13 protein-coding genes are annotated in these 13456 nt (G+C 63.0%); 1 reads left to right on the top strand and 12 read right to left on the bottom strand.

Annotated elements, in window-relative coordinates; genetic code table 11:
- Window positions 1-52: 52 nt before the first annotated feature.
- The 7 genes from NOCA_RS12275 to NOCA_RS12305 all read right to left on the bottom strand — a co-directional run bounded on the left by NOCA_RS12275 (window position 53) and on the right by NOCA_RS12305 (window position 6612).
- The gene (locus NOCA_RS12275; protein WP_011755590.1) at window positions 53-877 is read right to left on the bottom strand and encodes an SDR family oxidoreductase; all 825 of its coding nucleotides are present in this window, start codon (window positions 875-877) and stop codon (window positions 53-55) included.
- The gene (locus NOCA_RS12280; protein ID WP_011755591.1) at window positions 874-2226 is read right to left on the bottom strand and encodes an aromatic ring-hydroxylating oxygenase subunit alpha; all 1353 of its coding nucleotides are present in this window, start codon (window positions 2224-2226) and stop codon (window positions 874-876) included. Before NOCA_RS12280 ends, NOCA_RS12275 begins: the two co-directional genes overlap by 4 nt.
- Window positions 2216-2956 carry a class II aldolase/adducin family protein gene (locus NOCA_RS12285; protein WP_011755592.1) on the bottom strand — a complete coding sequence of 247 codons (741 nt, stop codon included), beginning with the start codon at window positions 2954-2956 and terminating at the stop codon, window positions 2216-2218. The genes NOCA_RS12280 and NOCA_RS12285 overlap by 11 nt, the downstream gene beginning before the upstream one ends.
- Window positions 2953-3249, bottom strand: a complete 297-nt coding sequence (locus tag NOCA_RS12290; protein ID WP_011755593.1) for a hypothetical protein — start codon at window positions 3247-3249, stop codon at window positions 2953-2955. Before NOCA_RS12290 ends, NOCA_RS12285 begins: the two co-directional genes overlap by 4 nt.
- Before the next feature lie 93 nt (window positions 3250-3342).
- A complete protein-coding gene (gene ilvC / locus NOCA_RS12295; RefSeq protein WP_011755594.1) occupies window positions 3343-4371 on the bottom strand; it encodes a ketol-acid reductoisomerase in 1029 nt (342 codons plus the stop codon).
- Window positions 4372-4608: 237 nt separating this feature from the next.
- On the bottom strand, window positions 4609-5463 hold the full coding sequence (locus NOCA_RS12300) for an alpha/beta fold hydrolase (RefSeq protein WP_011755595.1): 855 nt from the start codon (window positions 5461-5463) through the stop codon (window positions 4609-4611).
- 90 nt (window positions 5464-5553) lie between these two features.
- On the bottom strand, window positions 5554-6612 hold the full coding sequence (locus NOCA_RS12305; RefSeq protein ID WP_011755596.1) for a hypothetical protein: 1059 nt from the start codon (window positions 6610-6612) through the stop codon (window positions 5554-5556).
- Window positions 6613-6940: 328 nt separating this feature from the next.
- Here NOCA_RS12305 and NOCA_RS25790 point away from each other — a divergent pair, with 328 nt between their 5' ends.
- Complete coding sequence (locus tag NOCA_RS25790) at window positions 6941-7462, top strand: MarR family winged helix-turn-helix transcriptional regulator (protein WP_049774332.1); 522 nt, start codon at window positions 6941-6943, stop codon at window positions 7460-7462.
- Between the two features lie 344 nt (window positions 7463-7806).
- Here the strand turns inward: NOCA_RS25790 and NOCA_RS25795 are convergent, their stop codons facing one another.
- The 5 genes from NOCA_RS25795 to NOCA_RS12335 are packed head-to-tail and all read right to left on the bottom strand — an operon-like array spanning window position 7807 to window position 13292.
- A complete protein-coding gene (locus NOCA_RS25795) occupies window positions 7807-8652 on the bottom strand; it encodes an amidohydrolase family protein (RefSeq protein ID WP_011755598.1) in 846 nt (281 codons plus the stop codon).
- Window positions 8653-8668: 16 nt separating this feature from the next.
- Window positions 8669-9397, bottom strand: coding sequence for an ABC transporter ATP-binding protein (locus NOCA_RS12320; RefSeq protein WP_011755599.1), 729 nt, complete (start codon window positions 9395-9397; stop codon window positions 8669-8671).
- Window positions 9394-11214: a branched-chain amino acid ABC transporter ATP-binding protein/permease gene (locus NOCA_RS12325; RefSeq protein ID WP_011755600.1), complete on the bottom strand. Its 1821-nt coding sequence runs from the start codon at window positions 11212-11214 to the stop codon at window positions 9394-9396. The genes NOCA_RS12320 and NOCA_RS12325 overlap by 4 nt, the downstream gene beginning before the upstream one ends.
- Complete coding sequence (locus NOCA_RS12330) at window positions 11211-12083, bottom strand: branched-chain amino acid ABC transporter permease (RefSeq protein ID WP_011755601.1); 873 nt, start codon at window positions 12081-12083, stop codon at window positions 11211-11213. The genes NOCA_RS12325 and NOCA_RS12330 overlap by 4 nt, the downstream gene beginning before the upstream one ends.
- Window positions 12084-12119: 36 nt before the next feature.
- On the bottom strand, window positions 12120-13292 hold the full coding sequence (locus tag NOCA_RS12335) for an ABC transporter substrate-binding protein (RefSeq protein WP_011755602.1): 1173 nt from the start codon (window positions 13290-13292) through the stop codon (window positions 12120-12122).
- Between the last annotated feature and the right edge of the window lie 164 nt (window positions 13293-13456).

Raw genomic sequence — 13456 nt, forward strand, 5'->3', positions numbered from 1 at the left:
GTCCTCCGCTTTGAGTCGTTGAGATGGGATTGGTGCAGGCGATCGACTGCTTTCAGAGCATCGAGGACCCACCGTTGACGCTCAGAACCTGGCCGGTAATGAACGACGCGTCGTCAGAGGCAAGGAATGCGATCGCAGCCGCCTGCTCCTCGGGGTAGGCCGGGCGACCCAAGGGAATCGAATCGAGCATCATTTCGTTGATTCGCGCGATGTGCGCGAGCTCTTCGGGGCTTCGCTTACGGTCGACTCGGCGCTCTAGCCGGCCGTCGGTGCGTCCGGTCGCCGCAGGCGCGACACAATTGCAGAGGATGCCCTTGTCGGCCGTCTCGCGAGCGATGCTCGTCGTGAGCGCGTGGACAGCTCCCTTGGCCATGTTGTACGGCGCCCGATCCCACAACCCGTTTCGGACGGACTCCGCGCCGACGTTCACGATCCGGCCCTGCCCCTGTTCAATCATGGTCGGCAGCACGGCCCGGCAACACCAAACAGTCGGAAGGATGCTGCGGTTCATCTCCGCTAGGATCTCCTCGTCGCTCCAGTCCCACAGCGGCTTGAGCGCTGTTGCACCGCCGATGTTGTTCACGAGGACATCGACCTGGCCGTATCGCTCGAGACAGGTTGAGATCAACTTCTCCGCTGTCGCGTACTGCATAAGGTCGCCGGTGAAGGCTGACGACGTGGTGATCTCGGAGGTCTCTTGGATCACCTGGTCCAGCGTTTCGGCATTGAGGTCGGCGAGCAGGAGCTGGGCGCCTTCGGTCGCCATGCGCCTGGCGGCTGCCCGTCCGATCCCGCGCCCGGCACCGGTGATGATGACGGTTTTGCCGCGCAGTCGATTGCCGGCCCGAACATCTAGGTCGGCGTCTTCAGGCCTCATTTGCTGTCCTCCTTGGCCGACGTGGCGCCTGCAGCATCAGGCCACTCGGTGTCGTGACCGTCCTTGAGGTGGAAGTCGCGTGCGTTTTCGAGAATGAGCTTGCGCAGGGTGAGCGGGAAGACATCGGTGGCCGAGAACGTCTCCGGGGTGTCGTAGGCCTGATGGCGCACGACCTTCTCGTCCTGGCCGGAGAAGTTGTAGTTCATCATCCAGTTCTGGAAGACCTCGAAGTACACGTGGTCCCAGATTCGCTTGGTCCGGGTCAGCGGCATCGTGGCGTGGAAGTAGAACACTCGAGACGTTTCGGCATCAATCGGAACGGTGATGCGGGAGTAGATGTGATCGGAGTACGAGACCTGGAATGTGCACGGAAGGTGTGCATCCTTCCACTCAGGGTCGATCTCAAGTGGGTCGCGCTTAAAGGGCGTGGGCATGACCTTCTTCGTCGCGCCGTAGACCTTGTGCCACGCGACCCGCCGATCACTCTTCGGCCACTGGGCTCCGCCGAGGCCGGGGTAGGAGTCCTGCAGGCCTGCCTCCGGGGCAGGGGGCCAGGTCTTAACCTCGGTCGCTGTCGCCTTCTCGGCGGCGTGCTTGGCGCCGGTCCCGACGAAAGCGTCGGCGAACCCCAGGGCGCCAGGCGGGTACATGAGTGCGCGTCCGTTGACGACGCGCGGACGGGGCCGACGGGGGCCCATCTTGCTGGCGATCAAGAGGTTCGCTGCATCCATCATCATGAGGTGCACGGAGTTCCGGTGCACGTAAAAGACGTGCGAGTCGAGAAGGTTCTCGAAGGCCGGCCGCCAGTTGCAGTTCCAACTGGTCACGCTGACCTGGATGAGAAATTCGTCGTTGAAGAACTGCGGCGGCACATCCTCTTCAATCGGCGCTGGGTCGCTCTCGCCCATCCATGCGAAGACGATGCCCTTGTGGGTCTGGGTCGGGTACGAACGGACCCGGGCGTCAGGCATTCCGGGGATGCGCGACTCGGGGCCTTCGCCCAGTACCGCCACACACGCGCCGGTCTCGTCGAAGGTCCAACCGTGGTAGGGACACGTGATCGTGCCCGCGAAGTGGCACTTGCCGTGCGCGAGGCTGGCTCCGCGGTGTGGGCACGTACTGCTGGTGGCCACCACGTTCCCGTCCTTGCCACGAAAGAACGAGAGGTCCTGCCCAAGCATCTTGACCGTGGTCGGCTTGCCGGACTTGACCTTCTTTGCCTCGATCGCGGGGTACCAGTACTCCTTAAGTCCCATCTCCGGAATTCGCTCGCGCAGTGCTGAGGGGTGAAGAGAGTTGGTGTTCTCGTCCTCCGCGGCTGCGGGCCGCGCTCCTGCGCTACCTGCCATTGTTCTGTCCCTTCTGATGGGCACCGACGTCTTGCCGGGTGCAGTAGTAGGCCCAAGCCCGGTCGATCTGACGGGACTTATCGGGGATATCGGCGAAGGCTGCGATCTCGTCGCCGATGAGTGACATGGGGGTTCCAAGCGCGCTGGCTTGCAGCACTGCTCGGGCCGTGCCTTCCAGCCAGACGGCGCGCACGAGCGCTTCACGGACTGTCGTTCCGGTGCTCACGGCTCCGTTACCCCGGAGGATGACGGCTGTGCCGGCTGCCAACGTGCCAGCTAGTCGCGCGCCGGCTTCAGGGGTGCGAATGAGCCGAGGGTCTGCGTGAACTGGAACGTGTGCGCCAAGGTAGGCGCCATAGCCGACGGTCGGGTGAACCGCGTCTACGACGGTGGAGAGCGCAAGTGTCCACGGCCCGTGGAACCGAAGGACAGCGTTTACGTCAGGGCGTGCGTCGTAGATCTGCTCGTGGATGTGTCGCTCAGGGGGAAGCTGCGCCAACTGGTCGTCACTAGGCTCAGCCGGTCGGTAGTGGATGAACTCGGTCGCCTCGCGAATCAGACCTGGGGCGGTGCGCGGTGTGATGAGCAGGTACTCCGGAGCAGTCGACCGGGATGAAATATGGCCGAAGCCTTCGGTCAGCCCCAAGTTGTCGCTAAGTCGGCACGCGCTCAAGAGGTCATCTAGGACGTCCGCGTTGATGGCCGTCGTGGTCGCTTCTCGGGTGTTCATGTCCGCTTGCCGCCAAAGTCCTCAGCGTGGACGCTCGCGAGGATCTCGAACGCGTCCAGCCAAGCGTCCAGGAGCTCCCGGCTCTCACATAGACGGTCATCGCGCTGGACGGCTTCTGCTACCTGCTCAAGGCGGCCGTAGGAGGCTCGATCGAGCAGACCGCCGTCGCGCAAATCACTGTAGTTGTAGCCGCTGGCCACGGCCCGGTGAACGATCGGGTCGCCTTGTCGCCGCCAGAGAATGAGTCCGTCCACCTGCTGATCGATCTCGCCGGCGTCGTCGACGTGGGTCATATGGACCCTCCTCGCAGAAAGTTATGAACTACAACTAGTTTGGAACGGAAACGTGACGAAGTCAACACAACTGGGAATCCGACTCTGGCCCCGTCAGCGGGTTGCGGTGCCCTCGGTGTAGTCCGAGTCGTGCGACTTCACCCAGGACATCAGCTTCCGCATCTCGCTGCCGGTCTGCTCGATCGGGTGCGACTCACCCTTCTTGCGGAACTCGGTGAACTCCGGCGAGCCGTTGTCCATGTCGCCGATGAAGCGCTCGGCGAACGAGCCGTTCTTGATATCGGCGAGGACCGCCTCCATGTTCTTCTTCACGTCGGGCGTGATCACCCGCGGGCCCGAGAGGTAGTCACCAAACTCCGCCGTGTCCGAACACGACCAGCGCTGCTTGGCGATGCCGCCCTCGTACATCAGGTCGACGATCAGCTTCAGCTCGTGGAGGCACTCGAAGTAGGCGACCTCGGGCTGGTAGCCGGCCTCGGTGAGGACCTCGAAGCCGTACATGACCAGCTGCGAGGCACCGCCGCAGAGCACGGCCTGCTCGCCGAACAGGTCGGTCTCGGTCTCCTCGGTGAAGGTCGTCCTGATGCCGCCGGCACGCAGGCCGCCGATCGCCTTCGCGTACGACAGCGCGAGGTTCCACGCCTTGCCGGACTCGTCCTTCTCGACGGCCACGAGGACCGGGACGCCGCGGCCGTCGACGTACTCGCGACGCACCAGGTGGCCCGGGCCCTTCGGCGCGACCATGAACACGTCCACGCCGTCGGGCGGGGTGATGTAGCCGAACCGGATGTTGAAGCCGTGGCCGAAGACCAGGGTGTCGCCCGGGGTCAGGGCGGGCTCGATCTCCTCGGCGTAGAGCTTCCGCTGGTGCTGGTCGGGCGCGAGGATGACGATGACGTCGGCCTCCTCGGCCGCCTCGGCCGGCGTGACCACACGCAGGCCCTCCGCCTCGGCCTTCGCCCGGCTCTTCGAGCCCGGCTGCAGGCCGACGCGGACGTCGACGCCCGAGTCGCGCAGCGACAGCGCATGGGCGTGGCCCTGGCTGCCGTAACCGATGACCGCCACGTTCTTGCCCTGGATCAGGGACAGGTCGGCGTCGTCGTCGTAGAACATCTCAGCCACGGGGGCTCCTAGTCTTCTTCGGTGATTGTGTAGACGTCAGTCCCGGATGTTCCGGGTGACTACGGGCATGACCTGGGCTTACGGTGAGCGCTGCCCTGACGCGAGCGTGGGACCCTCAAGTCCGGTGCGCCAACGATCGCTTCGGCCCTGGCTCACACTTGCCTGGGGGACCGACGTCGACTGAGGGCGCATAATGTGCCGCTGGCCTCCGGCCGGATCAGAATTCGACGCCTTAGCTCAATGCAGTAGGAAGTCGGTCGTGAGGCGATCGAACGCGTCCTGGTGTTCCAGTTGGGCCCAGTGCCCACACCGAGGGAACACGTGCAGTTGCGCATCCGGCATCTCCTTCAGGGCGAAGAACGCGCCATCGAGCGGCATAGTCCGATCGTCGCGCCCCCACATCAGAAGCGTGCGATGAGGCACGTTCGCCAGATGCCGCCAGAGCTGGTTCTCGTTCGGGCTCGCTGACGACCCAATGGACCGCAGTGCCCGAAGGGCACCCTCCTCGGCGCCCGGAGCGGTCGCGGCCGCGAAGCGCTCCTCGATCAGGTCATCGGTCACGAACGAGTGGTCGTAGGTCATAATCTCGACGAGGCGGCGCATCTTCTCGCGAGTGGGCCCCGGTGCTGCGTAGAAGTCGATCAGGACCTTCTGGCCTTCTGCCGGGTCGACGGCGAAGATGTTCTTCGCCCCTCCTCCGGGACCCATCAGGATGAGCCGCCGCACACGGTCGGGATAGTCGATCGCCAGGCGGAGGGCGGTCCCGCCGCCCAGAGAGTTCCCGACGAAGTCAGCCTGCTTGATTCCCAGGATGTCCAGGACATCGCGAATGACCCGAGCCGAGAGGACGTAGTAGGGCTCGTCGAACTCCGGCTTGTCCGTCAGGCCGTACCCAACCTGGTCTATGACGAGAACACGGAAAGATTTGCTGAGCGTCGCGACGTTCTGTTTGAAGTTGCTCCATCCCGAACCCCCGGGACCGCCCCCGTGTAGCAGGACCAGCGGAGGCCCATCGCCGGTCTCGTTTAGGTGAACTCGCGCCTCAGGTGTCGTGACGAACCGGCTGGTCGAATCAAAGTCGATTGATGTCATCTACTTGCATCTGCTTTCAAGCTCGAACTGACGGATAGATCCTGGGACGTGGTCCCGGCCGCCGTTCTCGGCGGCCCGGCCGGAGGTTTGCTAGCTGAACAGGGCGAAGCATTTGTTCGAGTTGAAGAGGTCGGTGACCACCAGGTCGGACCAGTTCAACTCAAGGCCGGACTCGGCGCAGGCACCTGCAAGGCAGAACCAATTCAGCATCTCGTGCTGTCCAGCGCCCACGATGTGTTCCACGGTGGGCGCGGTGAAAGCAGCCCAGTCTTCAGCCTGGAACGCCTCGTAGAGCTTTTCGTCGGCCGGGGTGTCCGGGACGATGTGCCAACTCTTGTCGTTGAGGAAGGCGTGGGACCAGCTCGACGATGCCACGAAGGCCACCCGGAGATCGCGGTCGCGGAACGATCGAGCCATTGCTCGACCCAACTCGAAACAACGCTGCGGGGAGGGCCCGACCGGATCGACATCCTCGTTCTCGATATCCGCGAACCTCGCCATGCCTCCTCGTCGCACGATGGCGTGCTGCCCGTAACAGTTCACAGTCATCGGAACGAGCGCGTACGGGAACTTCGAACCCGCGTTGTCGTAGTCCAAGAAGAGCTGCGTATTGAGAATCGCGTGCGGAAAGCGTGAGTTGGCGCGCTTCTCGTACGAGTAGGCCACGTCGAAGCCTGCGCGCACCAGGTCGTTGGTCAGCTGGCGCGCGCGGGCTGCGTCTCCGCGCACCGGAATAGTGAAGTCGTCGGGCCAACCCCATGCGTTCGGCACCCCGAACTCGTTCATGTGTTCAAACGGTGCGACCTCAAGGTCGGGGTAGGCCAGCACGCAGAACGGCGGCACGACCTCTTCTCGGAAGTTCTCGTACTGGTCGTCTCCCCAGACCACCACGACGTCTGGTTGGAAGTCGTCCAGGTAGTCGCGGCAACGCCGCAGGTGCTCGAGGAGGTCGGCGCGATGGCCGGCTGCGGCGGCGACACCCTCGTCATCGGCCCACTCCTTCTGCATGAGGGGCGGCCAGTTGGCCGGGTCCTTGTAGCCGGCCGGGATGCCGGGGTCGTTGAGCGTCCACTTGAGCAGGTCGGCCATGTGCTCGTCGGTTCCGGCGAGCATTGGGTAGTGCGTCATGCCGATGCCGATCGCATCCATCGGTGCCCCTTGTTAACAGCGTAGAGATCAAGACTGTTATGAACCATAACCTCTTTGCCGGAGCATGTGAAGGGGGCAATTCCGGGAGATGGCCGGTTGGAGCAAGAGTGCTCGGACCCGTGCGTCGACCTGGGCGCTGGTATACCTTGTGGCCTTGTCGCGACCGGTCGCCCGTCGCCGCGCGACCCCCGCAGTTGAAGGTCAAGTGTCTTCGGAGCGAAGGAGCAGTCCCATCAGTCGCTCGCCAGATGCCCCGGCGTCCACCAGCCCGAAGGAAGGGGCACGTCCTCGACGAACCGTCGAAAGCCTCGCACGTCAGATAGACCTCGTGCGCACTGAATACGGTCACGACTTCGACGTGCTGCCCCTGAAGACCCTCCTACTCCTGCACCGCATCATCGCCACCGTGAGCCGCGCAGAAGGCATCGAACTGGGCCCGTCCAAACTGAACGGCACCTACTTCAACATCCTCACCGTTCTGCATCGCTGCCCTGGACCGATTTCAATGAAGGAACTGGCCGAAGCCCTCTCAGTGCAGCCCCCGAACCTCACTGGCGCAGTGCGAGACCTCATCGATCGAGGCCTGCTGGCTCGCAACGAGAACCCCGAGGACCGACGCTCCTACACCGTGGGCATCGCGCCAAGAGGCGAAAACCTGTTGAGCGCGCTACTGCCAGGTCACTGGTCGATGCTCTCAGTCATCTTCTCAAGTCTCTCGCACGACGAACTCGACGTCCTCTCCGGGCTGCTCGAGCGCGTGCTCGCAGACATCGCGGATCCGCTCGGCCCCAAGGGCCTAAAGCCCACCCTTCACGACGCCGCGAACCACACCGCTAGCGACACCACCTGAGCTGCGAGTCGTCGCCCCGGTTGGTCACAGACCGCAAGGTGGCGCGACGGAGTTGAGCTGTCCGTCGGCCGAGGAGTCAACGCCGCCAGCGTCGAATCCCCGCCGACGTCGAACCGCACCATCCTGCGCTACCGCTAGATGTCGTTGTCGTGTCGCGGTGGGCCGAGATCCCCTTCCTGCCGCACGACTCCGGGCGACTCACATAAGAGTTCCGTCCCAGGAACCGCTGTGGCGAACTAGAGAGATACTCGTCCGAAGTCCGAAGTCCGAAGTCCGAAGTCCGAAGTCCGAAGTCCGAACTCCGATGTCGTGTTACGCGTCGACGACCAGATGTCGCAGATGTGTCAACGCTTGTCCCGTCGGTAAACACTCACAGCCGTTTCGCTCCCTATACATCGGGCCTCGGTTTCACTGAGCTCGTCGACCAACTCAGCGGTCCACGCCATCGTCGTGCGGTAGCCAGCGCGCATGCTCGACACAGGCCAATTCGATCCCATCATCAGTCGCCGTGATCCGAACCGCGCCATCAACACATCGACGAAGGGCCGAATCAGCGCGAGTGGAACATCGTCGTGGCGCGTGGTCCAACCAGACAGTTTCACGAACACGTTCGTCCTCGTCGCGAGGTCGGCAACAACCCTCGACCAGGCATCGAAGGCGCCCCGGTCGTGCAAGACCGGACTGACCATGTGGTCGAGGACAATGGTTAGGTTAGGTGCTGCCGAAGCGATGGCGTCGCATGCTGCTAACGCGCTGGCGAACGGCACCTGCACGTCAAGAGTCAGGTCGAGGCCATCCAGCAATTGAAGTGACTCTCTCGCCCTGCCGTCGACGAGCACCCCATGGTCGGGTTCCCAGCCATCGAGATATCGGAGTCCCACCAACTTCTCGTTGCCTGTGAGTCGCTGAAGGCCAGCAGCCGTCTCGGTCGGAGTCGACAACGGCACCCATCCGACGACGCCCGCAATGGCAGGATGCTGGCTGCCGATTTCCAGCAGGGACTCACTCTCGGATACTTCGGTAGTCGAGCTCACCAGGACCACGTCCGAGACGTCGGCAACTCTCATGTTGGCGAGCAGGTCGGCTATCGAGTAGTCACGGCGAATCGCTCGGAAACGGTTCTCGTTGAGCCAGCCCATACCGGGGCCGTCCACGCTCCACACGTGGGCGTGCGTGTCTGTAAGCGGCATCGACCTGGCTCAAGTTCTAGGAGATGCCAAGGTAGCGACCCTCAAGGCGCTTCATTACGTTCTCGGCATGCCCTTGAAGGTTCAGCTCCTCAGCGATCTGCCCGCGCTCCATCACAAGCGCTCGGTCAGCGAGCTTAAGAGCGCGCTGCGGACTTTCCTCGATGATCAAGAGCGAAATTCCGGAGTCTCGCAGTGAAGCGAACTCGTCGTACAGCCCGTCGGTGATGATGGGCGCAAGACCAAGTGACGGCTCATCGACGACGAGCAAGGCGGGCTCACCCACGAGCGCCCGAGCAACCGCAAGCATCTGTTGCTGGCCGCCCGAGAGTAGCCCCGCGTGACGCTCGAGCATCTCCCCGAGCACAGGGAATCGCTCGATGGACTTCACGAGGGCCGGACTTCCCATGGCCTTCGACATACGCAGGTACCGGCCGTAGGTTCCCAGAACGAGATGGTCCCGGACTGTCAGCTCGGGAAAGAGCTCCCGCCCCTGCGGCACCAGTGCCCCGCCCGCCTGGCGGAAGCGCTCCGGATGCTGGTTCTTCACGACGGTTGATCCGACCGCGACCGTTCCAGTGCGGGCTACGAGACCGGCGACAGCCTTCGCAAGGCTGGTCTTACCCGCTCCGTTGCTGCCTAGCAACGCAACGACCTCGCCCGGCTGAACCTCAAAGGACACGTCGCGGACCGCAATCGCCCCTCTGTACGAGACGGTCACGCCGTCAACTGCCAACGCGGCGCTCATGCCTGACCTCCGGTCGTTCCATCTACCCGGTCTAGCGGCTCACCCAAGTACGCCGCGATGACAGCCGGATCGCTCAAGGCCGCGCCTGTCAATGCAGTCAGAAGCACCGAACCTCCTACGAGAACCGTGACCTGGGAAGCCACTGATCGCACAAAGTTCATGTCATGCTCCACCAGGACGATCGGAAGGCTCTGACCAACCCGCGTCAGCGTATGCGCCAAGGTGCGCCGCTGCTCATCGGATAGGCCAGAGGCCGGCTCATCCAGCAGAAGGAGTTTCGGCTCCCGACAAAGAGCGCGAGCAAGTTCAACGAAACGCTGGTCGGCCAGCGACAACTCGCTGGGCATGCGGTTCGCCAGCTGGGCAATCTCAAGTTCGTTGAGGATCGCCATCGCACGCGCCCGGGCAGCACCCAGTTGCTTACCATCCCCGAGACGGAAGAATGACGTGTTGTTTGCGAGCGCGCTTCCGACGGCGACGTTGTCCAGAACCGTCAGTTGTTCGGAGAGCCGAACCGTCTGGAACGTTCGTGCGAGACCAGCGCGCGCGATCGCTACTGGTCCACTGGAAGTGTGATTCTGTCCAAAGATCTCGATGCTGCCATCGTCTGGCTTACTCAGTCCCGATACCAGGTTGAACAGGCTTGTCTTGCCGGCACCGTTCGGGCCGATCACAGCGTGGATGCCCCGGGAGCCGATCGTCAGGTCGACATCAGACACGGCCTTAACGCCGCCAAAGCTCTTCGATGCTCCTGTGATCTTCAGCGACGCTCCACCTGACAGGGAAGCGTCTGCCGACGTTGGCCGCAGGACCGTCAATGCGGTCTGCTTCACTACCGAATGCGGAGCTTCGCGGACCGAGCTGGGAAGAACTCTCGCGACGCTTTGCCCAACGAATCCGATGAGCCCGCGGTCGCGTACCAGCGCAAAGATCGCAAGGAACAACACGCCCTCGATGATCAGAAGGTAATCCTGCAGTGAGATTGCGATGTCTGGCAGGAATCCCAAGATCAAAGCACCCAGGAATCCGCCCAAAAGGAACCGCAATCCGCCGATGTACATCATTAGAAGCAGTTCAAAGATTAATCCCGGACCAAACTGGTCAGGGGACACGTAGAGGCGGGTGTGCGCAAACACAGAACCAGCAAGGCATGCGACCAACGCGCCGAACACGAAGACCTCCAGGCGTCGCCGACGGACCGCCACACCCAGCGATTCGGCCATCGTCGCATCGTGGCTCAATGCCACGACCTCCAGGCCGGTCAGCGCACGAAGCCGGTATCGGGCGAACAGCCACACGGCGAGCAGAACGACTCCGGCCAGGACTGCTTGCTGCGTGCGGGACTCAAACGAGTACCCGAAGACTTCGAGCGGCTCGATTCCGCTGATGCCGAAGGTGCCGCCGAAGGCATCGAGATGACTTACGAGCTGTTCAACGATGATCACCATGAATAGCGTGACGAGGGCGAGCGTGAGCTCGGAGATCCGCAAGCACAGGGAGCCGATGATCAGGGCGGCGCCGAGCGAGATCAGAAGGCTCACACCGATTGCGGCGAGGGGGTTCATATCGTGCTCAGTCGTGAGGACTCCGCTGCCGTAAGCCCCAACGGCCATGAAGGCGACGGCACCGAGCGAGAGCTCCCCTGCATACCCGATCTGGACGTGCATTCCAACTAGTGCAATGCCGTAGACGACGGCAAGGGAAAGAATGCCGGTTCGGTACGAGTCTCCAAGGGACGCGACCAGCAGTGCGAACACTGCGATCGCGATCAGTACGGGAGTTGCGCTCCGCGCATGACGGACGGTCGATTCGTTCATGCCCTGGCCTTAGCTGTGGCGAATGCGCTGGGTACCGCCAACATAAGAACGGTCAGCACGATGTAGACGAGTGAGGTTTGCAGATCCGCAGAGACGTAGCGAGCAATCATCTGCTCAAGGACGCCGATGACGATGCCGGCAGCCATGGCTACGCCAATGTTCACGAATCGAGCGAGTGTGGCGCCCACCATCCCGACAAGTGCGAGGGGCAGGCCTGCGTTGTACACGAAGGGAGTGATGGGGATAAGCATGCAGCCGAGGAGCGCGGCGATGACGGCGGTTCCAACGAACGCTACGTCTCGGAATCGGCTCACGCTGATTCCGACAAGCGCTGCTCCCACAGGGTTCTGGGATGTCGCGGTCATCGCCCTGCCGTGCACCGACCTGGAGAAGTAAAGGACGAGGCCGGTTCCCAGCGCGAGCGTGGCGGCGAGGATCAGAAGCCGCTGGGGCTGGAGGACCACTCCGCCGATCGTCATCCCGTCACCGCCGATCCACGCTGGCGCGGAGTGAATGTCTCGGCCGTAGGCGACGAGCATGACGCCCTGCAAGAGGATGCTGAGAGAGAAGGTGACGAGGAGCAGCTGACTCATGGTCGACTTCGCCTTGATGGCTGGGCGAAGAATGATGCCACTAAAGGCAGCCGCGACCAGGCCGACCACGCCGACGCCGACCACAACAGCGATCGCGAGCGGCCAGCCCCTACCGATCAGCGACGATGCGATCAGGGCTCCAAGGACCATCAACTCACCGATAGCCGCGTTGATGACCTTGGAGACCCTATAGGTGAGGCAGATCGCTACCGCGAGTAGGCCATATACCGCGCCACTTGTGATGCCTGCGACTAGCAGGACCCAAAAGGTATGCAACTCTCAACCTCAATCTGGATCGGACTCGGGTTTTTACTATTCGTCGATGGGGTGCCACTGACCATCGTCGTACTTCACCAGGACGTACCCGCCCAGTGCGCCGGCGTGATCGTCAGGAGTGCGCTTCCACGGTGTGATCGCACCTTCAAAGCTTTGGATCTCCAGGGCGTCACGGACCTCACTCGGGTCCGTGGAATCGGCAGCCTCAATTGCGTCGGTAGCACTGATCATGGCGTCCCACGCCATGATTGCGTTGCTAGCTCCACCGACGGTGTCCTCACCGGCCGCCTCCATCCCGTCGAGGTACGCCTGAACGGCATCCTTGCCAGGGCCGGCGGGCAGCGTGTCGACGACCTGGGAGCGGTAGCTCCAAGCAGTCGTCCCCTCCAGAAGGTCTCCGGCGATCTCTTCGAAGGCCGTGGTTGTTGTGCCGCCGTTGAGTCCCCGCGGCATGTCAGGGGCTAGCGAGTCGAGGGCCTTAAGCGCAGTGACACCGTCGGGGCCAGTCGACCAACTGAGAACGAAGTCCGGGTCGGAGTCGAGAACCGTGGTCATCTGCGCCGTAATGTCAGTGGCGCCCGGCGAGAAACTCTGAAGGGTGGTCAACTCGACGCCATCGGTCTTGTTCTCGAAGTAGCCCTTCGGCACGTCGAGGAAGGGCGTGTCGGCCCCGATGATTGCAACCTTCTCCACTCCGATGCTGGCCCAGTACTCCTCGTAGGCGTCCAGTCCCGCGGTCGTCGGGGGGGTTGCCGTGAAGGCCCACTCCAGGTCGTCGCCAGACATGCCGTACGACCAGGATCCGCCCGTGGAGACAAGTGGAGTCTGCGCGCGAGTCGCTGCGGGAATGGCTGCGATCGTGGTCGGCGTACCGTCAGGGCCGATGATGACCGAGACCTGCTCCTGCTCCGCGAGTCGAGCCACTGCGTCTGCGGCCTTCTGCGGGTCAGATGCAGCGTCGATGGTGATGAGCTCGACGTCGCGACCGAGGAGACCGCCGTCGGCGTTGATCTGCTTGACGAACGCCTCGGCGCCTCGGATCTCGTCGGCGCCGAGCACGGACCCGTCGCCAGTCAGGTTGAAGACGGCACCGATCTTGATGGCATCAGAGGCGCTGTCTCCGGAGTTTTCGCTGCTGCCGCATGCGGCGCTCGTCATCACGGTGAGAGCGGCGACAACTAGCGCCAAGGCCCTCTTCTTGTGGGTCATTCGTGTTCTCCCTAGGCGTGTTCCGAGAGCGGACGTGACTGTGAGGTCGGTCACTGGCGCATTACAGTGACAGTCCTCACGTGTGGCCACAACGGCTCCATTCCTTTGAGTGGAATGCTGGCGAGGCCAATGCGAAGTTGTTACCTGACGAGGTGCAGAGCGTC

Origin of the sequence: Nocardioides sp. JS614 (genome assembly GCF_000015265.1) — a bacterium.
Classification (GTDB): domain Bacteria; phylum Actinomycetota; class Actinomycetes; order Propionibacteriales; family Nocardioidaceae; genus Nocardioides.